Origin of the sequence: Tenacibaculum sp. SDUM215027, from assembly GCF_050566205.1 — a bacterium.
Taxonomy (GTDB): domain Bacteria; phylum Bacteroidota; class Bacteroidia; order Flavobacteriales; family Flavobacteriaceae; genus Polaribacter.
This window is the reverse complement of the sequence record NZ_JBNXUE010000001.1, coordinates 1,150,731-1,175,857: the sequence shown is the minus strand read 5'-3', so window position 1 is coordinate 1,175,857 and position 25,127 is coordinate 1,150,731. Positions and strand designations below refer to the sequence as shown.

The 25,127-nt window shown below is 31.4% G+C and carries 22 protein-coding genes and 2 tRNA genes; 16 read left to right on the top strand and 8 right to left on the bottom strand.

Annotated elements, in window-relative coordinates; translation table 11 throughout:
• The first annotated feature begins 15 nt into the window (after positions 1 to 15).
• Complete coding sequence (locus ACQYZ7_RS05550) at positions 16 to 228, top strand: hypothetical protein (RefSeq protein ID WP_430728770.1); 213 nt, start codon at positions 16 to 18, stop codon at positions 226 to 228.
• Positions 229 to 230: 2 nt separating this feature from the next.
• On the opposite strand, the gene ACQYZ7_RS05545 is transcribed toward ACQYZ7_RS05550, so the two are convergent.
• The 3 genes from ACQYZ7_RS05545 to ACQYZ7_RS05535 all read right to left on the bottom strand — a co-directional run bounded on the left by ACQYZ7_RS05545 (position 231) and on the right by ACQYZ7_RS05535 (position 3,880).
• The gene (locus tag ACQYZ7_RS05545) at positions 231 to 1,151 is read right to left on the bottom strand and encodes an ion channel (RefSeq protein ID WP_430728769.1); all 921 of its coding nucleotides are present in this window, start codon (positions 1,149 to 1,151) and stop codon (positions 231 to 233) included.
• Between the two features lie 88 nt (positions 1,152 to 1,239).
• Positions 1,240 to 3,273, bottom strand: coding sequence for a dipeptidyl-peptidase 3 family protein (locus tag ACQYZ7_RS05540; protein WP_430728768.1), 2,034 nt, complete (start codon positions 3,271 to 3,273; stop codon positions 1,240 to 1,242).
• Positions 3,274 to 3,319: 46 nt separating this feature from the next.
• Complete coding sequence (locus ACQYZ7_RS05535) at positions 3,320 to 3,880, bottom strand: DNA-3-methyladenine glycosylase I (RefSeq protein ID WP_430728767.1); 561 nt, start codon at positions 3,878 to 3,880, stop codon at positions 3,320 to 3,322.
• 99 nt (positions 3,881 to 3,979) lie between these two features.
• On the opposite strand from ACQYZ7_RS05535, the gene ACQYZ7_RS05530 reads away from it, so the two are divergent.
• Together ACQYZ7_RS05530 and sppA are read left to right on the top strand one after the other, a co-directional pair.
• Positions 3,980 to 4,411 carry a DUF6146 family protein gene (locus ACQYZ7_RS05530; RefSeq protein ID WP_430728766.1) on the top strand — a complete coding sequence of 144 codons (432 nt, stop codon included), beginning with the start codon at positions 3,980 to 3,982 and terminating at the stop codon, positions 4,409 to 4,411.
• Between the two features lie 68 nt (positions 4,412 to 4,479).
• Positions 4,480 to 6,225: a signal peptide peptidase SppA gene (sppA, locus tag ACQYZ7_RS05525; protein WP_430728765.1), complete on the top strand. Its 1,746-nt coding sequence runs from the start codon at positions 4,480 to 4,482 to the stop codon at positions 6,223 to 6,225.
• 82 nt (positions 6,226 to 6,307) lie between these two features.
• Here the strand turns inward: sppA and ACQYZ7_RS05520 are convergent, their stop codons facing one another.
• The 3 genes from ACQYZ7_RS05520 to ACQYZ7_RS05510 form a co-directional block, all read right to left on the bottom strand.
• Positions 6,308 to 6,886, bottom strand: coding sequence for a hypothetical protein (locus tag ACQYZ7_RS05520; RefSeq protein WP_430728764.1), 579 nt, complete (start codon positions 6,884 to 6,886; stop codon positions 6,308 to 6,310).
• Between the two features lie 91 nt (positions 6,887 to 6,977).
• The gene (locus ACQYZ7_RS05515) at positions 6,978 to 7,664 is read right to left on the bottom strand and encodes a response regulator transcription factor (protein WP_430728763.1); all 687 of its coding nucleotides are present in this window, start codon (positions 7,662 to 7,664) and stop codon (positions 6,978 to 6,980) included.
• 2 nt (positions 7,665 to 7,666) lie between these two features.
• Positions 7,667 to 9,046, bottom strand: coding sequence for a sensor histidine kinase (locus ACQYZ7_RS05510; protein ID WP_430728762.1), 1,380 nt, complete (start codon positions 9,044 to 9,046; stop codon positions 7,667 to 7,669).
• A 223-nt stretch (positions 9,047 to 9,269) separates the two neighbouring features.
• Between ACQYZ7_RS05510 and ACQYZ7_RS05505 the strand changes: the two genes are divergently transcribed.
• Positions 9,270 to 11,669, top strand: coding sequence for a TonB-dependent receptor domain-containing protein (locus ACQYZ7_RS05505; protein WP_430728761.1), 2,400 nt, complete (start codon positions 9,270 to 9,272; stop codon positions 11,667 to 11,669).
• Positions 11,670 to 11,752: 83 nt separating this feature from the next.
• Here ACQYZ7_RS05505 and metK read toward each other — a convergent pair whose 3' ends face one another.
• Positions 11,753 to 13,006, bottom strand: coding sequence for a methionine adenosyltransferase (gene metK, locus ACQYZ7_RS05500; RefSeq protein ID WP_430728760.1), 1,254 nt, complete (start codon positions 13,004 to 13,006; stop codon positions 11,753 to 11,755).
• A 321-nt stretch (positions 13,007 to 13,327) separates the two neighbouring features.
• Between metK and trxA the strand changes: the two genes are divergently transcribed.
• From trxA to ACQYZ7_RS05445, 11 genes are all read left to right on the top strand, one after another.
• Complete coding sequence (gene trxA, locus ACQYZ7_RS05495; RefSeq protein WP_028892415.1) at positions 13,328 to 13,645, top strand: thioredoxin; 318 nt, start codon at positions 13,328 to 13,330, stop codon at positions 13,643 to 13,645.
• A gap of 78 nt (positions 13,646 to 13,723) precedes the next feature.
• Positions 13,724 to 14,644, top strand: coding sequence for a DUF58 domain-containing protein (locus tag ACQYZ7_RS05490; protein ID WP_430728759.1), 921 nt, complete (start codon positions 13,724 to 13,726; stop codon positions 14,642 to 14,644).
• A 55-nt stretch (positions 14,645 to 14,699) separates the two neighbouring features.
• A tRNA-Asp gene (locus tag ACQYZ7_RS05485) sits at positions 14,700 to 14,773 on the top strand.
• A 42-nt stretch (positions 14,774 to 14,815) separates the two neighbouring features.
• Positions 14,816 to 14,889: transfer RNA gene (locus tag ACQYZ7_RS05480), tRNA-Asp, on the top strand.
• A gap of 266 nt (positions 14,890 to 15,155) precedes the next feature.
• Complete coding sequence (locus ACQYZ7_RS05475) at positions 15,156 to 15,980, top strand: prephenate dehydratase (protein WP_430728758.1); 825 nt, start codon at positions 15,156 to 15,158, stop codon at positions 15,978 to 15,980.
• Positions 15,977 to 17,119 carry a pyridoxal phosphate-dependent aminotransferase gene (locus ACQYZ7_RS05470; RefSeq protein WP_430728757.1) on the top strand — a complete coding sequence of 381 codons (1,143 nt, stop codon included), beginning with the start codon at positions 15,977 to 15,979 and terminating at the stop codon, positions 17,117 to 17,119. Before ACQYZ7_RS05475 ends, ACQYZ7_RS05470 begins: the two co-directional genes overlap by 4 nt.
• Positions 17,119 to 17,982 carry a prephenate dehydrogenase gene (locus ACQYZ7_RS05465; RefSeq protein ID WP_430728756.1) on the top strand — a complete coding sequence of 288 codons (864 nt, stop codon included), beginning with the start codon at positions 17,119 to 17,121 and terminating at the stop codon, positions 17,980 to 17,982. The genes ACQYZ7_RS05470 and ACQYZ7_RS05465 overlap by 1 nt, the downstream gene beginning before the upstream one ends.
• 12 nt (positions 17,983 to 17,994) lie before the next feature.
• The gene (locus tag ACQYZ7_RS05460; RefSeq protein WP_430728755.1) at positions 17,995 to 19,077 is read left to right on the top strand and encodes a chorismate mutase; all 1,083 of its coding nucleotides are present in this window, start codon (positions 17,995 to 17,997) and stop codon (positions 19,075 to 19,077) included.
• 64 nt (positions 19,078 to 19,141) lie between these two features.
• Positions 19,142 to 20,083, top strand: coding sequence for a ribosome small subunit-dependent GTPase A (gene rsgA, locus ACQYZ7_RS05455; protein WP_430728754.1), 942 nt, complete (start codon positions 19,142 to 19,144; stop codon positions 20,081 to 20,083).
• A 62-nt stretch (positions 20,084 to 20,145) separates the two neighbouring features.
• Positions 20,146 to 20,598 carry a D-aminoacyl-tRNA deacylase gene (gene dtd, locus ACQYZ7_RS05450; RefSeq protein WP_430728753.1) on the top strand — a complete coding sequence of 151 codons (453 nt, stop codon included), beginning with the start codon at positions 20,146 to 20,148 and terminating at the stop codon, positions 20,596 to 20,598.
• A 65-nt stretch (positions 20,599 to 20,663) separates the two neighbouring features.
• On the top strand, positions 20,664 to 21,308 hold the full coding sequence (locus ACQYZ7_RS05445; RefSeq protein ID WP_430728752.1) for a YceI family protein: 645 nt from the start codon (positions 20,664 to 20,666) through the stop codon (positions 21,306 to 21,308).
• Between the two features lie 49 nt (positions 21,309 to 21,357).
• On the opposite strand, the gene lipB is transcribed toward ACQYZ7_RS05445, so the two are convergent.
• Entirely contained in the window at positions 21,358 to 22,062 is a 705-nt protein-coding gene (gene lipB / locus ACQYZ7_RS05440; protein WP_430728751.1) for a lipoyl(octanoyl) transferase LipB, read from the bottom strand.
• 87 nt (positions 22,063 to 22,149) lie between these two features.
• On the opposite strand from lipB, the gene ACQYZ7_RS05435 reads away from it, so the two are divergent.
• Positions 22,150 to 25,092 carry a reprolysin-like metallopeptidase gene (locus ACQYZ7_RS05435; protein WP_430728750.1) on the top strand — a complete coding sequence of 981 codons (2,943 nt, stop codon included), beginning with the start codon at positions 22,150 to 22,152 and terminating at the stop codon, positions 25,090 to 25,092.
• Positions 25,093 to 25,127: the final 35 nt, after the last annotated feature.

The following is a 25,127-nucleotide window of genomic DNA, read 5'->3' as shown; positions in this document are numbered from 1 at the left end:
TAAAAATACAATTTTATGTTTATACTTATTGCTGCTAAAATGTTTACTACGGGCAGAATCATTTTTGCGAGTTTATTTGTGGTAGCTTTTATTGTTTTAATGTTTTTTAGCTACAAGAAGGATGCTAAGAACAATAAGAAATACTACCAAAATGCAGCTATTTACGTAGCAATAGGAATTGCAGTGGTAATTGGACTATTATTTTTATCCAAGCTATTAACTAAGTAATTCTAGTTCATTTTTGATATTTCACTTAGTTTTGAGTGATCTAATACAGTATTCCCTTCTTCATCAAAATAAAATGAAGATGTGTATTTCGCATCTACTTCAAGAGAAGAGAAGTTGTACGAGGTTATTTGGTATACCTTTTGACCAAATGATTCTTCATGATATTGCATTAAAACATAAAGTACCCCGTCTAACTTACTTATTTCTTTATTTGAGTATGAATTTAACGGACTATTATCATCTATTTCATGAACAATCGTCCAAACTGTGGGCAAGTACATTATTTTATTTCGTTCTAATTTTAATTGATAAAATTTTCTTTTGTACTCTTCCCTTTTATCTTTTTCTGATATTGACAAGGTTACTGATACTTCAGGCTCAATCATTACCGTTTTTCGACGATTCATTAACCTGAACATTAACGCTCTATCTTCTTTAAAATCTCTAAGAATTAAATTTTCACTAAAACGGATTGATGCTTTTGCTTTTGAAAAGCGCCCGTATAATAACCCTGTAATAAATGAAAAACTTAACAAACCAATCATAGCTTCAAAAGCAGCAATACAGTTCGCTGCGATTCCTTTAGGAGCTATACCTCCGTACCCTACTGTTGTAAGGGTTTGAGCACTAAAGAAAAAGCCATTCAAAAGATCAGCTATAAAATTTCCTTTTGATGGCGTTATCTGTTCTATACCTATCAACACATACACAAATGCGAAAAGAACATTTAACAATGAATAGCCTACAATTATCAATGCGAAAAATTGCCACCATGGTATTTCTATGAAAAAAGTATACAGGTCATCTGCACCAAATCTTCTATTTGCATGTACTACATTAGAGCTACCATCTGCATTAATTATTCTTTGTGCATTACTACTTGAATTATACCCTAAGCCAGGGTCTTTTACTCTTTTCGCCATTTATCTTTCGTTAATTCCTCTAAAAATACAAAACCGATTCTAATTAGAATCGGTTTTGTATTTGTGACTATTTTAAAAACTGAACTTCTTAGTTTTTAACTGGTAAGAAGTTATAGTTTTTAGCATAAAAATTCATTTGATCTTCAAAAGTTTTAGGTTGCTTGATTTTAATATCAGTAATATTTCCATCAGCATCTGTAACTGGTTCTAATACTGGATTTACGAATCCACTATAAGGAGCAGATGTAAACTGTGCATTACGATCTAAAACTTCTTTATGAATATCTTGATCTACTTTTACTCCGTAACCTTCTACTAATGCTTTTGCTGCCTCAAAATCTCCTTCAGATTTAATTCTTTGTGCTTCTTTTAATAAACGTCCAAAGATTTCATGAAGCTTCTCATAATCGTTGATATTATAAAAAGTTTTTCCTTCTCTAGTTACTTTTTCAATTACGTTATCTTTCGCTCCTTGTTCAAAAGCCCAAGCTGATACCCATTGACGGTTTACCATGTGATCTTCTTCAATATCATCACCTAAGTTAATTCTGATTAACTGCGTCATTAATCCGTTTCTGATATATCCATCATAAGCAGCTTTTCCTACTTTTTTCCAATCATCAACTAGTCCTAATTCTTGTAATTTAGGATCCATTAAGTAATATAACCCTACTAAATCTGCCCTACCTTCTTCCATTGTAGAAGCATAGTTCTTTAAAGTTTCTTTTGGTTGTCCAATTCCATCATTAATTACTCCTGAAGCATGCCCGATTACCTCATGTAATGCTGTATGTAACTTATCTGCTAACTTACCGTATTTAATCTCTAAATCGATTTCTTCTTTATCGTTTGCAAACTCTTCTAAACGACCTGTTCCACCAGCATTATTATACGAGCCTATAATGTTCCCTAACGATACAGATTTAGAACCGTGTTGTTGACGAATCCAGTTGTTGTTTGGTAAGTTAACTCCAATTGGTGTACTTGGAGATGCATCTCCAGCTTCACCTGCTACATTTACTGTTTTATATGAAACTCCTACAACGTCTTTCTTTTTGTGGGTTGGATCTAACGGAGAATTATCTTCAAACCATTGTGCATTGTCTGATAATACTTTCATTTTTTTAGACATATCAAAGTCTTTGATTTGTACTACTGTTTCGTACGAGCCTCTATACCCTTTAGGGTCATTATACACTTCAATAAAACCGTTAATCCAATCAATGTTACCTTCAGTAGATTCAACCCAAGCAATTGCATATTCATCCCAAGTATGTAAATCTCCTGTTTTATAATATTCGATTAACAGTCCTAATGTTTTTGCTTGCTTTTCGTTTTCTGCTACTTCCTTAGCTTTTTCTAACCAATAAATAATTTTATCGATTGCTTGCCCGTACATTCCGCCAGATTTCCAAACTTTTTCAACTAGTTTTCCATCTTCACGAACTAACTTAGAGTTTAAACCAACCTCAATTGGTTGGCCTTTTGGTCCTTTATCTGCTTTAGCATAAAAATCTTCTACATCTTTGCTAGTAATATCTGCTCCGTAAAAATTTACTGCTGATGCTAATACATTATCTACTCCAGCTTTTTTGTTTACTTTTTTAGCATCTTTATCATTAAAAATAACTTCTAATGCTTCCGTAGATAATTCAGTATTAGCTTCTTTTAATAAAGTTTCTAAATACTCTTTAGAAAATGTAGGTTTTAACTTATCGTTAGAATAATGGTGATGGATTCCGTTTGAAAACCACACTCTTTTTAAATAGGTAGTGAATGCTTTAAAATCTTCACTTTCTTTATCTCCTTTAAAGTTATTATTGATGTTTTCTAAAGCTGCTCTAATTTCAAGATTATGACGGTAGTTTTGATCCCACATAATATCACGTCCAGATAAACCAGCCTGAGTTAAATAGTATACTAACTTCTTTTCTTTTAGTGTTAACTCATCAAACCCTGGAATTTGATAGCGTAATACTTTTATATCAGCAAATTGCTCAACAACATACTCAAACTCTTTTGCCTTTTTTTCTACTACTTTAGGCTCTTTTTTTGCATCTACACCACAAGAAGTTAATACTCCTGCTGCTGCAAACACACAAAGCATTTGTTTTAGTTTCATTTATATAGTTTTTAATTTATTTTTTTGAACGCTAAAATTACAAAATTTAAACTTCATGGTATCTAAAACAGTCCGTTGTGTGGTCGTTTACCATTCCTGTCGCCTGCATATGTGCATAAATTACTGTGGAACCGACAAACTTAAATCCTCGCTTTTTTAAATCTTTTGAAATTTCATCAGAAAGCTCTGTAGTTGCAGGCACTTCTTCCCTTTTTTCAAATTTATTTGTTATTGGTTTACCGTTAGTAAAACTCCAAATATATTTTGAGAACGACCCAAACTCCTCTTGCACTTTTATAAACAATTGTGCATTGGTTATTGTAGCTTTTATCTTTAGCTTATTTCTTATAATTCCAGCATTTTGAAGTAATTCTTCATATTTATCTTCAGAGTATTTTGCTATTTTTTTGTAGTCGAAATTATCAAACGCCTTTCTAAAGTTTTCTCTTTTCTTTAAAATCGTAATCCAACTTAAACCTGCTTGGAACGTTTCTAATATTAAAAACTCAAACAATTTATCATCATCATATACTGGAACTCCCCATTCAGTATCATGATATTCAATATATAATGGGTCATCACTAACCCAAAAACACCTTTTCTTCATATTCTATTATTTAATGTTGAAAATTACTGTTAAACAAGTTAAAAATCAATTAAAAATGGAATAATTTTTGCATCTTTATAATTACAAATCATACTGATTATGAAAACTTTACAACATATTATATCTCTTAGTATTGTTGGGATTATGTTATGGGCTTGTAGTTCTGCACCTCTAAAAGACGCTTCAAACTCCCAAAAAGAAGAACCTGTTGTGATTGCTAACGATAGTTTGGAGTATGAAATAATTATTATAGATCCTGGTTTTACAACCTATTTAAATAGCATTGCAAAACCTGAAGGTTTTTACTCGCAACAATATCTAGAAAATAAAAATAGTTTGTATGTAACCACTTGGAACTACAGAGCACAAAATCCTTTACAGTTCAATTCAACTATTTATGAAAATGTGATTGACTATAGTCCGCATATTGATTATGGCTATGAAGTGAATTACAAACTTTTTAATTATTTTGAGTTTGCTCAACGAAAATATCGTATGAGCCTAGGTGTAGGTATAAATCGTTGGAACTAACAACTTCTTACGAAAAAAAGCATCTTTCTAAAAACTGTATATTTGCTCAAAAAAATTAACCTTACAACATGAAGTTTTTAAGAAATTTACTTGCCTCTATTCTTGGCTTTTTTATCGCCATTTTTTTACTTTTTGTATTCATTTTTGCTATTGCTGCTATTGTGGGAGGAGATGAAACAGTTGTCGTTAAATCAAATTCTGTTTTAGAGTTAGATTTATCAACACCCATTAAAGATTATGCCCCAAAAGAAAACAACCCTATTGCTGAAGCTTTAGAATTAACCGATGAGAAGTTAGCCTTAAACAAAATTATCAATGCTATTGAAAATGCAAAAGCCGACAATAAAATTAAAGGAATTAGTATAAAAACAGCTTTTGTAAATGCTGGTATTGCACAAACACAAGCTATTCGAAATAAAATTGAAGAGTTTAAAGAGAGTGGTAAGTTTGTATATGCCTATAATGACATATACACCCAAAAAAATTACTACCTAAGTTCTGTTGCAGACAGTTTATTTTTAAATCCTGTTGGAGCAATCGACTTTAAAGGTTTATCTACTGAAATTTTATATTTTAAAGACTTTGAAGATAAGTATGGTCTTAAAATGGAAGTTATTCGTCACGGAAAATATAAAAGTGCAGTTGAGCCGTTTTTAGAAAATGAAATGAGCGAAGCTAATAGAGAGCAAACCACTTCTTTTTTAAAATCTATTTGGTCAGAAATTACAGATGATATTAGTAAAAGCAGAAACATTTCTGTTGAAAAATTAAATCTTATAGCTGATAATTCTAACGGAAGAAATGTTACTGTAGCAAAAGAAAACAATTTAATTGATGCTTCTATTTATGAGGATGAATACGAAGAAAAATTAGCTATGGGTTCTAACAAAAAAGTAAACACTATATCTATTGAAGATTATATCAACTCTGGAAAAGGGAGAATTTCTTCAACCTCAAAAGATAAAATCGCTGTAATATATGCACAAGGAGACATTATATATGGTGAAGGTAATGAACAATACATTGGACAAGGAATTATTAACAAAGCTATTAGAAAGGCTAGAAAAGATGATAATGTAAAAGCTATTGTACTCCGTGTAAACTCTCCTGGAGGTAGCGCTTTAGCTTCTGAGTTAATTTGGCGTGAATTAGAACTAACTAAAAAAGAAAAGCCTTTGGTTGTTTCTATGGGTAATTTAGCTGCTTCTGGTGGTTACTATATTGCTTGTAATGCCGATAAAATTATTGCAGAACCAACAACAATTACAGGTTCAATCGGAGTTTTTGGTGCTATTCCAAATTTCAATCAATTTACTGATAATATTGGTATTAACGCTGAGCAAGTGTCTACAAATAACAGTGCTTCATACAGTGTTTTTGAACCGATGAACCAAAAATTTTACGATGTTACTAAAGAAGGTGTTGAACAAATTTACACCACTTTTGTTAACCGTGTTTCTAATGGGCGTAACATGACCTATGAACAAGTTAATGAAATAGCACAGGGTAGAGTTTGGACTGGTAAAGAAGCTATTGAAAAAGGTTTAGTTGACCAGTTAGGAGGATTAAATGATGCTATTAAAGTTGCTGCTGAATTAGCAGAGATTGAAAACTACAAAATTCGTAATTATCCAAACTACAAAACAGACTTAAAAGATGCTTTACAGTTCTCTCCTTTTATGAAAACATCAAAAGAAGAAATTCTAAAAGAAACATTAGGTGACGAGAATTACCAATTATACTACAACATTCATAAAATGAAAAATCTGAAAGGAATTCAAGCTAGAATACCCTTTGTATTTCAAGTGAAGTAAAACTGGCTTTACACCATTTCTAAAAAAAAACGAAGGGTAATACCTTCGTTTTTTTATATCTCCCTCTCAACATACTATTTCATTACCTTTCCTTTACTGAATTTAGATTCTTTATAGCTCTGTCATGAGCTTTCTTAGCATGTTCTAACCTTTTTTGAGCTGCTAAAAGTTTTCTTTCTTTAACTTCTTTTGGTATTTCTCCTGAAATCATATGCTTTAAATCCTCACCTAATTTTTCAATTTTTTGTTGAAATTCTTCTGAAGTCATGTTTTTATCTACATACATTTTCACCTGTCCTTCATGTAACTTACACTCAAATACATTTCTATTATTTTTTTCAATTTCCCAAAAATAAGCATCGTGTGATTTTAAAAATTTCTCTTCAGAAAACTCCTTAATTAACCGTTTTTTTATGCTTTCTGTTAAAGCATCATCAAAACGGGCTTTAAACCGATATATTGAATTATGGTTTTTAACTGAAATCGTATGAGAGCATCTTTCCCCTTTTTGATTACTAGTATAACTGTGTGATGTATGAGAACTTACAGATACTGTACTCGTACCTGGTGTGGTGGGTGGAACAGGTGTACTTTGTGAAAATCCCTTTTCCGAAATAAATATTAATACTATGCATGCTGTGATAAATACTATTTTTTTCATGATTACTTTTTTTAAAAATTTAGACAATAAATCTCCTAGAATGAAAGGCTCATTCTGTTCCTTTTAATAAATTATATTACTTGTTTTTTGCTTAACGAATCGTTTTAAACTCTAAACCAACACCTCTTATACTCTCAATTTTTATAGATGGATCTTCTGTAAAGTATTTACGTAATCGGCTTATAAAAACATCCATACTTCTTCCTGAAAAAAAATCGTCATTTCCCCAAACTTCTTTTAGTATTTCCTCTCGTTTTACCAACTGATTCTTATGCTTATATAAAAATTGAAGGAGTAAAGATTCTTTTTCTGTAACTCGTTGTGTCTTTTTTTTATGTGTCAACAACAAAGTTTTGGTATCAAAATTATAACTTCCTATCTCTATTATAATTTGTTGTTGTTTTATCGTTGTTTTTTGGCTTCGCTTTAGTATATTTTGTAGTCGAAGAATTAATTCATCAGCCTCAAAAGGTTTTACGATGTAGTCGTCTGCTCCTAGTTTTAATCCTTTTATTTTGTCTTCTTTTTGATTTCTTGCTGTTAGAAAAACAAATGGTATTTCTGGCTGTAACGCTATAATTTTTTCAGCAAGAGAAAATCCATCCAATTTAGGCATCATCACATCTAAAACACAAATTTCAAAATTATTTTTTTGAAATATTTCAAATGCTTCTACTCCATTTTTTGCCCAAGTAACTTGAAAACTGTGTAATTGTAAATATTGCTGCAATATGCTTCCGAAATCTAAATCATCTTCTGCTAATAAAATCTGTTTCATTTTTATATTGGAATATTAATGATAATTGTTGTTCCTTTCCCTTTAACACTATGTAAATCTACAGTTCCACCATGAGCTTTTATAATTTGATGTACGTAAAACAATCCCAACCCCAACCCTTTCACATCATGCACATTAGTATTTTCCACTCTATAAAACTTGTCAAAAACCTTTTGTCTATGTTCTTTAGCAATACCTATTCCATCATCTTCAATAGTTATTTGAAAATAATTATCTATTGTTTTGGTACTCACTCTTAATTCATTACTTCCGTATTTTACAGCATTGTCTAACACATTTAAAATAGCTGTCGCAATATGAAATTTATCAACATTTAATTGAGTATCTACCTTACTAAAACAAGTTGTTACCAAAATAGAACTTTTAGATAGCTTATAATCATTTATTAGATTCTGAAAGAACAACTTGCTAGATATATTGGTTTTATTCAACACAATCTCATTCACTCCTAAAGAATTACTAACCACTTGATCTACGATGCTTTGTAAACGTTTTCTCTGTCGATCGATAGTATTCACAGTACTCAGTACAATAGCATTATCATTAACACTTTTTTCTTCTTGCATTGTTTTTGTTGCGATACTTAATGTAGCTAAAGGTGTTTTTAACTCATGCGTTATATTATTAATAAAATCGGTTTTTACATCGGTAATTTTCTTTTGTTTTATAAATGATGATAGAGCATAAATGAACAACCCTATTACCGTTAAAATAGATAAGATTGACAATGATAATATTCCTATCATTTCTTGTAGCACAGCAGTTCTCCATTCAGGAATATCAATATAACTCATTGACTTTATTTCTAAATGAATTTTTTCTTCTGTAACCAACAAACTGTCTTTGTCTTTTCTAGATATACTTTCACTATTCCATTTCCCACTATTAAAACCAAATTTCGTTTTAGGGTTCAATACTTCTCCAAACAATAAAAAACCATCACTATTTGGAGATACGATAGTATCGTTCATTATATTTCCTAACAATATAACGCTTGTGATTTTCTCTTGATATTTTACGGGAGATTTCAGTTTAGATTTTTGTGTTTTTTGATTAAAATAATCCATAAAATCTTTGTTGATACTATCGTTAAACTGAGAAAATTGAGTAATTAACTGTTCTTTTGAAAATATTCCTTTTTTATACTGTTTGATTAATTTTTGAGTTTTTGCCAAATACGCTTCATCCCAGTCATCTTTTCTTTCATTTATTTCAATAAACCTCAATTCCTTTTTCACTTTTTTAACATAAGCGTCTTTTTGTAATTGAAATGTATTGGATATTAAGTAATACTGTATAATAGACAGTACTACAATTGCTATTACCGAAGCTACAATTAATATCTTTATTGTTCTTTTCATTACTTCAAAAATACGTGAAAAAGAAAATAATAAAGATGTTTTTTACTTACGTTAACCTTGCATTAACCATTAAGGGTCTTCTATTTCTCAAAAACAGTGCAGGCTTTAAATTCTGTTAATAAACCAAGTACTTCTTAATTTCTCCATTAACCTAGCATTAACCTATGGTTAACCAATCTTCTTACTAAGATTATTCAATTTTGCTACTTCAAAACACATAATCATGAAAATAATACAATTACTCTTTATTATATTTTGGTCAGCTCAAATAACTGCTCAATATTCTTTTTCTGGAGAGGTAATAGACAATACTAAAAACCCTATCTCATTTGCTAATGTAATACTGTTACATACTACAACAAAAACTATTTATAAAGGAAGTATTACCGATGATAATGGAAAATTCTTTTTTAATAATATTGAAGCTAACACTTACGAGCTACGCGTGAACTTTATCGGTTATAAAGAAGTTTCTAAGATTATAAAAATAGAACACAACAAAAAACTAACACCTATTACCCTAGTAGAGGATTTAGAAACATTAGACGAAATTCAAATCAACGCCAAAAAACCTACTATAAAACGCAAGGTAGATCGTTTAGTTTTTAATGTAGAAAACACTATTTTATCAACAGGAAATGCTTGGGGTATTTTAAGAAAAACTCCAGGAGTATTAGAAAGAAACGGTAATTTAACTATACGAAACTCTAGTAATATTATTATTTTAATTAACGATAAACGAGTGTATTTATCAAGTAATGATTTAAAAGATTTACTAGAAGGCACTTCAGCTCAAGATATTACTGCCATTGAAGTCATCACGAATCCACCTGCTAAATACGAAGCTGAGGGGAATGCTGTATTAAATATTAAAATGAAAAAAAATGCTATAAGTGGTTACAAAGGGAAAATAGGTGCTTCATACAGAAAAGCTCGTTTTTCTTCAGGAAATATAAATACCTCTCATTATTTTAAAAACAACAATGTAAATCTATATGCAAGTTACTCACATAGTAAAGGTAGAGGGAATCGCTTGGAAGAAGAAGTCATTAGCTTTGACCAAAAAAATACAGGTGAAAAGTATCATTCTTTTTTAGATAGAAACTCGTGGTACAGCACACATAATCTTCGATTAAATTCAGAGTTTTACATCAATAAAAGAAGTAGTGTAACCTTAAGTAGTCAGCTATATTATAGTCCAAAATGGAAAGGACGTAATACTACAGAGTCTAATATTTTAAATAATACTAACAACAGTATTCAATCTTCATTTTCCACATTTAATCAATCAGAAAAACTCACAAAGAATCTAGGGCTAGATATTACATATGAATGGTTACTTTCTGACAAAGAGAAATTAAATATAAGTGGACATTTTACAGATTATAAAAGAACAGGAAATCAAGAAGTAAAAACTGATTTTTTTGATATTGACAAAAACTTCACTAACAATACAACTTTTGAAACACTTACCGGACAGACCACCAGAATTTACAATTCTCAATTAGATTATGAATATAAAAATAACGATAAAACCAAATTAGAAACTGGAATAAAACATGCAACAATTAACTCTGAAAGTGATTTAAAACACTACAACCTTTCAAACAATCAATTTGTAATAGACAATAGTAAATCTAACATGTTTTCATATACTGAAAACAACATATCTGGCTATGTAAGCTATGAAACTGCTTTTAATAAAATTAATTTTAAAGCTGGTTTACGTGGAGAACACACCTCTCTAACAGGAAACTCTGTTACCTTGAATCAAATAACCAATAACCATTATTTTAAACTATTTCCAACTCTTTATTTACAGTATACCCCTAATGAAACACATCAGTTAAGCACGACTTATGGAAAACGAATTACGAGACCTAACTACTCTTCTTTAAATCCTTTTAAATTCTATTATAGTGGTTATTCTTTTTATCAAGGAAATCCAAAATTACAACCTGCAATTACACATAATTTAGAATTACAATACAGCCTTCATAAGAAATATAATTTTGACATCTATTATAGTTATGTCTCTGACTATATCACTGAAATCAACTTTCAAAACAATAACACAAATACTTTACGATATTCATTTGTGAACATTCCAAAAAACATAAATTATGGAATAAACTTTAATACTAATGTTAGTATTTCTGACCGATGGAGTTTCTATACACAACATAGTTTGTATTACAATGAAGATCAATTTACAGCTATAGAAAATAACAACCAATTAGTAAAAAATAGTATTTGGGGGTATTATGGGTATGTAGCCACAAACTACCAGTTTTTAAAAGACAAAAGTTTAACTGCTGAATTAAGCTTTTATAAAGTTACTAATGGCATTCAAGGCTCTTTAACAATAGAAGGAAGTGAAGATTTATCTTTTGGACTTACTAAAGAATTATTCAATAAAAAAGCGAAACTATCTGTACAATTATCAGATATTTTAAAATCTCAAGTAGTAAAAGTTTCTACTAATTACTTAAATCAAAACAATTATTTTATAGATAATATGGAAACGCAATATGTTCGGGTAGGATTTACTTATAATTTCGGAAACCAATCTTTAAAAAAGAAAAAGAAGGGAAATAAAATCGATGAAAAAAACAGACTATAGTACTATTAAATCAAAAAAAACTCCATTTTTAGTTTAAAAATGGAGTTTTTTACTAGAAAGTTTCTTATTACATGTATATAATTTTACAAACCAAAGCTCTCTTTTACTTTAGAAACATAATCTAATTTTTCCCAAGTAAACAATTCAACTTCTACTGTTTTACTTTCACCATTCGGCTGCGTAAACGTTTTAGAAACTACTTCGTTTGTTCTTCCCATATGCCCATAAGCTGCAGTTTCACTATATATTGGGTTACGTAATTTTAACCGATCTTCAATAGCATGCGGACGCATATCAAAAATTTCAGAAACTTTTTGAGCTATCTCTCCATCATTTAAATTAACTTTTGATGTTCCATAGGTATCTACAAAAATTCCCATTGGCTCCACCACTCCAATTGCATAGGACACTTGTACCAATACCTCATCTGCAACTCCAGCAGCTACTAAATTTTTAGCAATATGACGTGTTGCATACGCTGCAGAACGATCTACTTTACTAGGGTCTTTTCCTGAAAATGCTCCACCACCGTGTGCTCCTTTTCCTCCGTAGGTATCAACAATAATTTTACGGCCTGTTAAACCTGTATCTCCGTGAGGTCCACCAATTACAAATTTTCCTGTTGGATTAATATGATATTTAATATCATCATTAAACAATGCTTGAATCTCTGGAGTTAACTGTGCTTTAACTCTTGGAATTAAAATATCAACAATATCTTTTCTAATTTTCGCTAACATTGCTTCGTCAGCAGCAAAATCATCATGTTGTGTAGAAACTACAATTGCTTCAATACGTTGTGGCACATTATCATCAGAATACTCAATTGTTACCTGACTCTTAGCATCTGGACGTAAATAAGTAATCTCATTATTTTCTCTACGTATTACTGCTAACTCTTTTAAAATTATATGAGACAAGTCTAACGCTAACGGCATATAGTGCTCCGTTTCGTTTGTAGCATAACCAAACATCATTCCTTGGTCTCCTGCGCCCTGCTCTTCTCTTGAAGCTCTATCTACTCCACGGTTAATATCATCTGATTGTTCATGAATTGCTGACAATACTCCACAAGAGTTTCCGTCAAACATGTATTCTCCTTTGGTATATCCGATTTTGTTAATTACCTCACGAGCAATTTTTTGAACATCTAAGTAGGTAGAAGACTTCACTTCTCCTGCTAACACTACTTGACCAGTTGTTACCAATGTTTCACATGCTACTTTCGATTCAGAATCAAAAGCTAAAAAATTATCTATTAAAGCATCAGAAATTTGATCTGCTACTTTGTCTGGATGTCCTTCAGAAACACTTTCCGAAGTGAAAAAATATGACATAAATACTTCTTTTTTTAAAAAATTTAACTAAAAGAAAAAACTTGGATTGCTGAGTCGCTAAAAGGAGTAGAAAATTACTGCTTTAGCATTTTTATTTTGAACTATTGTTCAATGAGGTTGCAATCAGTCAAATTTTTCCTCAAAATATATTTGGCAAAGTTATAGATTATTTTACACACTTAAAAACAAACTTGTAAGTAAATAGAAAGTATTGATATTATGATAATAAAAAGTAATTTTCATAGAATTGTATTGGTAAAATATTTGTTTACATTTGTAGTGAATAAATAAGAAAATAACTTAGATAAAAACATAAATAAAATGGCATTAGAAATTACAGATGCTTCTTTTGAAGAAGTAGTATTAAAATCTGACAAACCAGTATTAGTAGATTTTTGGGCAGCTTGGTGTGGACCTTGTAGAATGGTATCTCCTATCGTTGATGAAATTAGTAATGAATACGACGGAAAAGCTGTAGTTGGTAAAGTAGATGTAGATGCAAATCAAGAATTTGCTGCTAAATATGGTGTAAGAAACATTCCTACCGTATTAATCTTTAAGAATGGTGAAGTTGTTGACAAACAAGTAGGTGCCGCTCCTAAAAAAGCATATACTGATAAAATTGATGCTGCTTTATAATATATAAATAGTATTTTAATTTGATATTATAGAAAAGGTTTGGCAATTGCCAAACCTTTTTTTTATCTTCGGAACTATATGATTGATCTTAAAAACACAACTTCTGAACTAAAAAACCTCGAACTACTCGCTAAACAGGTTGTTGAAGGTTTTATAACAGGCATGCATAAAAGTCCGTTTCATGGCTTTTCAGTGGAGTTTTCTGAACATAAGCTTTATAACAAAGGTGAAAGCACGCGTCATATTGATTGGAAGTTATTTGCTAAGACCGAAAAGTTGTACACAAAAAAATACGAAGAAGAAACCAATCTTCGATGTCATTTAGTTATAGATAATTCTGCTTCCATGCACTATCCTGTTAGTAAAAATCAATCAATAAACAGCTTAAATAAAATTGGTTTTTCGGCATTAGCAGCAGCTTCTTTAATGGATATATTAAAACGACAAAGAGATGCTGTAGGATTAAGTATTTATTCTGATTCTTATGAATATTATGCTCCAGAAAAAGGAAGTGAACGTCATCGTAAAATGTTACTACATCAATTAGAGCGTTTGTTAGCATCTAACTCAACAACTAATACAGAAACCTATCAGTATTTACACGAAATAGCAGAGAAAATTCATAGAAGATCTTTGATTTTCTTATTTACTGATATGTTTCAAACCTCAAAAAATGAAGATGAACTTTTTGATGCATTACGACACTTAAAATTTAATAAACACGAAGTTGTATTATTTCATACCCATGATAAAAAAACAGAATTTTTGTTTGATTTCGACAATAGCCCTAAAAAATTTATAGATGTTGAAACTGGTGAAGAAATAAATTTATACGCCGAAAATATACAGCAAAAATACCAGGAATTGAGCACTGATTTTTTCAATAACCTAAAAAACAAATGCTTACAATATAAGATAGATTACATTCCTGTTGACATTAATGAAGGGTATGATAGAGTACTTACCTCGTACCTTATCAGTAGACAGAATTTTTTATGAAATAACTCTTTTTTATTTAAAAAAAGGTTATATATTTGCATCCGCTTAGAGCAACGGTCTGGTAGTTCAGCTGGTTAGAATACATGCCTGTCACGCATGGGGTCGCGGGTTCGAGTCCCGTCCAGACCGCAAAAGTTTCTCTAAAATATATAATACATTGCTTCAAGCAACGGTCTGGTAGTTCAGCTGGTTAGAATACATGCCTGTCACGCATGGGGTCGCGGGTTCGAGTCCCGTCCAGACCGCAAAAAGCTTCTCTTTTTTAGAGGAGCTTTTTTCTTTTTTTACATTTTTTTCAAAAAAAGTTTGGTTTAGTTAAATTTATTTCTAAGATTTGTCCCATACAAAGAACACAAATACAATGATGTTACAAAACGTATGGCAAGGTTTCTATTTTTACTTTTACTTTTTTAGTAAGAGACGAGACTTTGTACAATATTGTTAGCCTAACAAAAAATAATATAACCCAATCAAAGTCTCGAATTTATCGAGGCTTTTTTTTTGATGTAAAATGAAGAAAATAGCCATTCAAGGAATACAAGGAAGCAACCACCATATCGTTGCGAATAATTACTACGGAAAAAACATTAAATTAAACGAATGTTTGTCTTTTGACGTACTGGTTGACAGCCTCTTGAACTTAGAAAGTGAACAAGCTGTTATGGCGTTAGAGAACACTATTGCAGGATCTATTATCCCTAATTATGCACTAATTGATAAATACAATTTACATATTTCTGGTGAACACTACCTGCCGATACACCATCATTTAATGGCATTACCAAACCAAACAATTGAAGACATTACTGAAGTTTGTTCACACCCAATGGCTTTGTTACAATGTAAAGAGTTTTTCAAACAACACAAACACATTAAACTGATTGAAGATGTTGACACTTCTGCAGTAGCTAAGAGAATAACTGAACAGCAACTAAAAGGAGTTGCGGCAATTGCTCCTAAAATAGCTGCAGAAATTTTTGATTTATCAATTATTGAAGATGAAATCCAAACCATTAAAAATAACGCTACACGCTTTGTTTTTCTTCAAACAACTCTTCCTGAAAACGGAAAAAGCGAAATCAACAAAGCGTCATTAAAATTTGAATTAGACCATAAAAGAGGGAGTTTAGCCGCAATGTTAAACGTAATGAGCGATTGCAAGTTAAACCTTACCAAGATACAATCATTACCAAAAATTGAAACCCCTTGGAAATATGCCTTTTTTGTGGATGTAACTTTTGAAGTATACAAAGATTACGAAAAAGCAAAAGCTATAATTCAGATTATGGCAGAAGATTTTAAAATATTAGGGGAATATAAAAACGGAAGATTATGATACAGTTTGCTAACCGATTACAAACCGTACAAGAGTACTACTTCTCTAAAAAATTACAGGAAGTACGTCAATTAATTGCAGAAGGAAAACCAATTATAAATATTGGTATTGGTAGTCCTGATTTACAACCACCATCATCAGTACTAAAAGCTATTCAAGATAGTTTATTAGACACTGGTGCGCATAGTTATCAGAGTTATCAAGGACTTCCAGAGTTTAGACAAGCGGTTGCTAATTTTTATCAGAACAACTATAACGTTACTATAAATCCTACCAACGAAGTACTTCCTTTAATGGGAAGTAAAGAAGGAATTATGCATATTTCGTTGGCCTTTTTAAATGAAGGAGACCAGGTATTAATTCCTAATCCGGGATACCCAACTTACAGTTCTGTTACCAATTTATTAGGAGGAAAACCATTTTTTTACGATTTAGAAGAAGCTACTAACTGGCAACCCAATTTTGAGGCTTTAGAAAAGCTAGACACTTCAAAAATAAAGTTAATGTGGGTAAATTATCCACACATGCCAACTGGTGCTAACGCAACCAAAGAAACTTTTCAAAAGCTGATTGACTTTGGAAAGAAGCACAACATTGTTATTGTAAATGACAATCCATATAGCTTTATATTAAATGAACACCCTCAAAGTATTTTACATATTAAAGGAGCTAAAGACATTGCTATCGAATTAAATTCGGTTAGTAAATCATTCAACATGGCTGGTTGGCGTGTTGGAATGTTACTTGGAAAACCTGAGTTCTTAACTGAAATTTTAAAAGTAAAAACTCAAATGGATTCAGGAATGTTTTACGGAATCCAAAAAGGAGCAACAAAAGCTTTAGAGTTAGACAAGGAGTGGTTTACCCAACTAAACAACACCTATAAAAAGAGACAAAAACTAGTATTTGAATTAGCAGAAAAACTAGGGTGTACCTACGATAAAAACACCTCAGGAATGTTTGTTTGGTGTAAACTTCCCGAAGGGAAAACAGCTGAAGAAATGATTGATGATTTACTATGCAACAAGCACATTTTTGCCGCTCCTGGAACCATTTTTGGCAACCAAGGTGAAGGGTATATTCGTTTTTCACTATGCGTACCTGAAGAAAAAATTAACGAAGCAATTAACAGAATATAATGAACGTATTTATCATAGGACTTGGATTAATTGGCGGAAGCTTCGCCTTAGATATTCAGCTAGCATTTAAAAATGCTACTATCTACGGAATTGATTCCAATGAAGAGCATAGAAACCTTGCTTTAGAGCGAGGAATCATCCATCAAAAAGCTACGTTTTCAGAACTACATAATGCAGATATTGTCATTATTGCTATTCCTGTAGATGTTTCTAAAAATTTAATCATCAAAACATTAAATAACATCTCTGATAACTGTTTAGTTTTCGATGTTGGTTCAACTAAGGACTTAATTTGTAATGCAATTAAGGACCATCCAAAAAGAAGAAATTTTTTAGCAACACACCCAATAGCTGGAACCGAGTTTTCTGGACCAAATGCTGCATTGACAAATTTATTTAAAGGTAAGACTAATATTATTTGTGAAGTTGAAAAAACAGCATTCAAATTACAAGAAAAAGCGTTGAATATTTTTTCAAAACTAGGAATGCGTATTCGATATATGGATCCAAAATCACACGATAAACATATTGCATATGTATCACATTTATCACATATCAGTTCTTTTATGTTAGGTAAAACTGTCATCGAAAAAGAGAAAAACGAACGTGATATTTTTGATATGGCTGGTAGTGGTTTTGCTTCTACAGTACGATTAGCTAAAAGTTCACCCGCAATGTGGACCCCTATTTTTGAGCAAAACAAAGAAAATGTTATTGAGTCTTTAAGTGAATATATTCATAACTTACAACAATTCAAAACCTTATTAGAACACAATAATTTTCCAGAAATCTATACAGAAATGGAAAATACAAATTATATAAAACAGATTTTAAACGGAATTCAAGAGGTTACACCTCAGTAATAAAAACTAAAAATGGAGAATACAAAAGAATTAAAAACATGGTTAGATGCCTTCGGGTTAGGGCATCCATTAGTAATTGCAGGACCTTGCAGCGCTGAAACTGAAGAACAAGTACTACAAATTGCACACGAATTAAAAGATACTGACGCTACTGTTTTAAGAGCTGGAATCTGGAAACCTCGTACCCGACCTGGTAATTTTGAAGGTGTAGGTGCTCTAGGGTTAAAGTGGTTGCAAAAAGCCAAACAAGAAACAGGAATGTTAATTGCTACAGAGGTAGCTAACAAAGATCATGTAAAGCTTGCTATTGAACACGACGTAGATATTTTATGGATTGGTGCTCGTACTACTGTAAGTCCGTTCATTGTTCAAGAAATTGCAGATGCGTTAGAAGGAACAGATAAAATTGTTTTAGTTAAAAACCCTGTAAATCCTGACTTACCTTTATGGTTAGGTGCTATAGAACGTTTATATACTAAAAACATTAAAAAATTAGGAGTTATTCATAGAGGGTTTTCTACGTATGAAAAAACGAGATACCGTAACAATCCAGAATGGCAAATCCCTATCGAATTACAAAATCGTTTCCCTGATTTACCGTTGATTTGTGATCCATCACACATTGCTGGTCGTCGTGACATTATTTTTGATATTTGTCAAACCGCCTTAGATTTAAACTTTGATGGTTTAATGATTGAAACACATTACGATCCAGATAATGCTTGGAGTGATGCTGCACAGCAAATTACTCCTAAATCCTTGATCCAAATGATGATTGACTTAAAAGTTAGGAAAGCTACTGATACAGAAGCTGAATATAGAAATGCATTAAATACACTACGTACTCAAATTGATGTAGTTGACCATCAACTAATAGAAATGTTAGGTAAACGTATGAAAATAGCGGACTCTATTGGTGAATTGAAAAAAGATAAAAACGTAGCTATTTTACAAACTAAACGCTGGAATGAAATCTTAGGTAAAATGATTTTAGAAGGAGATGAACGTGGTTTAAGTGAAGAGTTCGTACTTAAAATGTTCAAAGCAATACACCAAGAAAGTATAAATCATCAAGAAAAAATAATTAACAACTAGTTTTAAATCCCGCAAAAGCGGGATTTTTACATTAAGTTTTCTAATTTATTCTCATCTTTGTTATATGATAGGAACGGTTTATAAATCTACAGGAAGTTGGTATTTGGTAAAATCTGAAGGCGAATTATACAAATGCCGTATCAAAGGTAAGTTTCGTATTAAAGGTATTAAAAGTACAAATCCTATTTCGGTAGGTGATATTGTTGATTTTTCGCTAGAAACTAAAAATGATGAAGAAACAGGTTTGATTACTAACATTCATGAACGAAAAAATTTTATTGTTCGTAAATCAGTAAATCTATCAAAGCAAACTCATGTAATTGCTTCAAATATTGATCAGGTATTTTTATTGATTACTATTGACAACCCTCCCACTTTTACCACATTTATCGATCGTTTTTTAGTTACAGCAGAAGCATACTCAATTAAAACCATATTAGTTTTTAATAAAATTGACTCCTATGAAATTGAGCAACGTGCCGAAATTATGTATTTAAAAGATGTTTATGAAGCTATTGGTTACGAATGCTTCGAAGTTTCCGCTACTGAGAACACCAACGTTGATAAAATTAAAACATTAATGACGGGAAAGGTAAGCATGTTTGCAGGACATTCAGGAGTTGGAAAAACTACCTTAGTAAATGCTATTGAACCTTCTCTAGACTTAAAAACAAAAGAAATTTCTGAACAACATAAACAAGGACAACATACAACTACTTTTGCAGAAATGTTCGACTTAAGTTTTGATGCTCGCATTATAGACACTCCAGGGATTAAAGGTTTTGGTGTAGTTGATATGGACAAAGATGAATTAGGCGATTATTTCCCTGAGTTTTTTGCTTTAAAACAAAACTGTAAATTCAACAATTGTATTCATATAAACGAGCCACAATGTGCAGTAAAAGACGCATTAGAAAATGATGAAATTGCTTGGTCTCGTTATAAAAGTTATCTACAAATTTTAGAAGGAGAAGAAGAACACTATAGAACTGATATTTGGGAATAGTTAGTTCTTTCTTTTTTTGACTAAAAGATTTAAATAGCTCAACAAATAACAATCCATATAAAATGAAAATTGTACTCCAACGCGTTTCAAAAGCTAGCGTTACTATTGAAAATAAAAAAGTAGCTGAAATACAAAATGGCCTCTTAGTTTTACTCGGAATTATTAATGATGATACTCAGGAAGACATTAACTGGTTATCCAACAAAATTATAAACCTTCGTATTTTTAATGATGATGAAGGTGTTATGAATAAATCGATTAAAGATATTAATGGAGATATAATTGCTGTAAGTCAATTCACCCTACATGCTTCTACTAAAAAAGGAAATCGTCCTAGTTATATTAAAGCGGCTAAACCAGATGTAGCCATTCCTTTATATGAAAAATTTATTCAACAAGTTGAAGTTGACTTAGGTAAAAAAATACAAACGGGTCAATTTGGAGCTGACATGAAAGTAGACTTACTAAATGACGGACCTGTAACTATTATTATCGACTCCAAAGATAAAAAATAATTTCCATGGGGATTATTTTTAATTATATTTGTACCTGATTAATAATCATTATTAAAAACACAAAAATGAAAAAAACAATTTTAGCTATTGCTTTTATTGCAATTGGAGCAGTTTCTTGTAAGACAGAAAAAAACAAAGCTGCTGTTAGCGACGAAGTTAAAGAAGTTGCAAAAACAGAAAACATCATCAATACTTATAAAGCTAATGTTGCAGAATCTACTGTAACTTGGAAAGGTAGCAAGCCTACTGGTTCTCACAACGGTGTAGTTAGTTTAGAAAAAGGAACTTTAGAGGTTGAGAACGGAAACGTAAAGTCTGGAGAGTTTATTATCGACATGACTACAATTTCTTGTGAAGATTTAGAAGCTGGTAAAGGAAAAGAAGATTTGGAGGATCACTTAAAAAAAGTAGACTTTTTTGATGTTGAAAAATTTCCAACTGCTAAATTTGAAGTAGCAAGTTCTGAATTAAAAGACGGAAAAGTACACGTTACTGGAAACTTAACTCTTAAAGATGTTACTAAGAGCATTACTATTCCTGCTACTGTTACAGAAGCTGACGATATGTTAACTTTTAAAAGTGATGTTTTTAGTATTGACAGAACTGACTTTGGTGTTACTTACAAGTCTAAGAAAATTGATGCTGCTTTAAAAGACAAGTTTATCAACGATTTAATGGAAATTTCTTTTGAAGTTAAAGCTAAAAAATAATTTTAGTTTTTAAGATATAAAAAAGGGTTGACAATTGTCAACCCTTTTTTTATGCTTTTACAAATTCTTCCACTTCAAACAGTTCTTTAAAGTGTTTTATAATTTTTTCTTTTACTTCTTCCTCTGAGACCTTTCTACCTAATTCGACTTCCATCGAAGTAACGGCTTTACCACGTATTCCACAGGGAATGATGTTATCAAAATAACCTAGATTAGCATTTACATTCAAGGCAAAACCATGCATAGTAACCCACCTACTTGCTCTAATTCCCATAGCGCAAATTTTTCTTGCAAATGGCGTACCTACACCTAGCCAAACACCTGTTTCACCTTCACTTCTTTCTCCTTCTAATCCGTATTCTGCAATTGTTAAAATAATAGACTCTTCTAACAAACGTAAATACTTGTGAATGTCAGTAAAAAAATTTTCTAAATCTAAGATTGGATAACCAACAATTTGCCCTGGTCCATGATAAGTTATATCTCCTCCTCTATTAATCTTATAAAAAGTCGCTTTTTTCTCTTTTAACTTTTCTTCATTTAACAAAAGGTTATTCATGTCTCCTGATTTCCCTAAGGTATACACATGCGGATGCTCTACAAACAGAAAGTAATTAGGAGTTTCAATTTCACTATCACCATTTCTTCTTTCTCTTTTTAATGATACTATTTCATCTAAAAGATTAGTTTGATAATCCCATGTTTCTTTGTAATCTTTTCTTCCTAGATCACTAATTCTTATTTTTTTATTCATAAATTGTGCCGCTAAACTACCCTACAAAGGTAGGGAAATTTAAAGTTTTACTGTTATAAACTAAACGTATATCCAATTACAAAAACCATGTTTAAAAAAAGCTCCCTTCCTTTTTTATTTGCTTTCTATCTATCAATAGCAAACTTGTTTTCTCAACAACTATGGACAAGAGTTCATAAAGACGCTATTACTCAACAAAAAAAACAAACTTTTAATACAAACTCTTCACCAAAACAATACGTTTTAATGAGTTTGAATTTAGATGGTTTTAAAAACACATTACCAAACTTACAATCTAAAAATACTCCTAATTCAAAAATCATACAACTTCCTAATGCTAATGGAGAACTAGAGAGTTTTTCAATAAAGGAGACTCCCTATTTAGCCTCAGGTTTAGCTGAGAAATTCCCTATGATTAAATCTTTTTCAGCACAGGGAGTTGACAACCCTACTTCTTCTGCTAAAATAAGCATAGGAAAAGATGGAGTTCATGCTATTGTTTTTTCTGCAAATGAAGGTACTTCGTACATAAACCCTTATACTAAAGATTATAAAGAGTATATAATTTACAAAAAGAGTAGCTTAACACCTTCTAAAGATGAGTTTTTGTGTAAAGTTGAAGATGCTATACAAGACGGAAATATATCGCCACGCCAAAGAAGAAATGCTAATGATGGTAACTTACGAACTTATAGAATGGCTATAGCTTGTACTGGTGAATATACTCAATTCCATATAAACAACCAAGGAGTATCACCAACAGCTAGTAACGCAGAAAAAAAAGCAGCTGTATTATCTGCTATGAACACTACTATGACTCGTGTAAATAGTGTTTATGAAAGAGATTTAGCGGTAAGAATGATTATCGTGGACAACAATGATTCCTTAATCTTCTTAGATGCCGATACTGATGGATTAACCAATGATGATGCTAATACTTTAATTGACGAAAGTCAGGTAAAATGTGATGATGTTATTGGAGATGCTAATTACGATATTGGACATACATTTAGTACTGGTGCTGGAGGGCTAGCTCAGTTAAATTCTGTTTGTATTACAAACTTCAAAGCTCAAGGGGTTACAGGTAGAAGTCAGCCAATTGGTGACACCTACGATATAGATTATGTTGCACACGAAGTTGGACATCAATTTGGGGCAACTCATACATTTAATAATTCTTGTGATGGAAATAGAAGTACTAGTACGGCTGTTGAACCTGGAAGTGGTTCTACAATTATGGGATATGCTGGTATTTGCTCTCCGGATGTACAAAATGTAAGTGACGATTATTTTCATGCTGTTAGTATAGCTCAAATGTGGAATCATGTACAAGGAGCAGGAAGTTGTGCTACCCCAACAAGCACAGGAAATAATGCTCCTACTGCTAACGCTGGAAGTGATGTAAGTATTCCAAAATCTACTCCTTTTGTTTTAAAAGGACAAGCTACAGATGCTGACGGAACAAGTTCTTTAACATACACTTGGGAACAAATTGATAATGAAGTTGCAACAATGTCTCCATTATCTACAAATACTGGAGGACCTATGTTCAGGTCATTATCTCCTTCAAAGTCTCCAGATAGATATTTCCCTGCTCTTTCAACAGTTTTAAGTGGAAACACTTCTACAGAATGGGAAGTTTTACCATCAGTTGCTAGAGAGTTAGACTTTGCCTTTACAGTAAGAGATAACCACTCTGGCAGTGGTAGTTCTGCTAGGGATGATATAAAAATTAACATTATAGATGCTCAACCTTTCGTTGTTAATAACCAACCAACTTGGGCTCCTAATACTACAAGAGAAATTAAGTGGTTAGTTGGAGAAACAAATATAGACCCTATTAATTGTCAAAATGTAAACATTAAATTATCAACAAATGGAGGTACTTCTTTTGACGTTATTCTTATTGAAAACACCCCAAATGATGGAGCAGAAACAATAACTATTCCGAGTTTAGCAACTACCAACAATGCTGTATTGATGATAGAAGCTGCTGATAATATTTTCTATAATATTACCTCTCAATTTAAAATAGATACTACTCCAGACTTTGCTCTATCTAATTTAAGTGGAGATGCTTCTATTTGCGGAACTGTTTCAAACAATATTAAATTTGAATTAGATTATATAACTTCTAACGGATTTAATGAAGATGTTACTTTCTCAGCTTCAGAAATTCCAGAAAACTCATCTATTTCCTTTGATAAAAAAACTGTTAGTAGTAATTCTAAGATTATAGTTACCATTGATAACATAAACAACATACCAACTGGAGATCATGTTATTGACATTACAGCATCTTCTGGTTCACTAACCAAATCAATAAACCTTAACATTAACAAAAATAATAATATTTGTAGATCATCTGGAACAACAGATTCCCAAATTAGCATTACTAATGTGACATTTAACGATATTAACAATAGTTCTTCTAAAACGACAGGGTATTCTAATTTCACTGATGAAAGTACGTTAGTGGCAAGAGGTGTATCTTATGATTTATCAACTACAATTAACTCCGATGGCAACAGTAATATTAAAGCTTTTGCCTGGGTAGATTGGAATCAAAACTGTGTATTTGACACTAATGAAACTTATGAAATAACATCTAACAAGGTTTCTATAAAAGTACCTGAAAATGCTCCTTTAGGTTCTACGACTTTGAGAGTTTCAACAAAACTTAACTCATCTCCAAATGCTTGTGAGTCTAACATAAATGGTGAAGTAGAAGATTACACTGTTACTGTTGAAGAGAGTTTTGCCACCGATAATACTTTGTTTGATGACTTAGAGACATATCCTATCCCTTCAAACGGGGAATTTACAGTAAGTTTCAAGGTAAAAGACAAAGAGTCTACAATTATTAGACTTTTTGATTTTAGAGGAAGGTTGATTGAAACTCTAAAGTTCTCAACTATTTCTAGTCAATTTAATGAAAAGGTACAATTAACTAAAGCTGCTAGCGGACTTTATCTTTTACAAATTGAAAATGCAGGAAAGCAAGTAACTAGAAAAATAGCTATTAGATAATTTTTAAGAATTAATAAAATAAAAGAGCAGTCAAA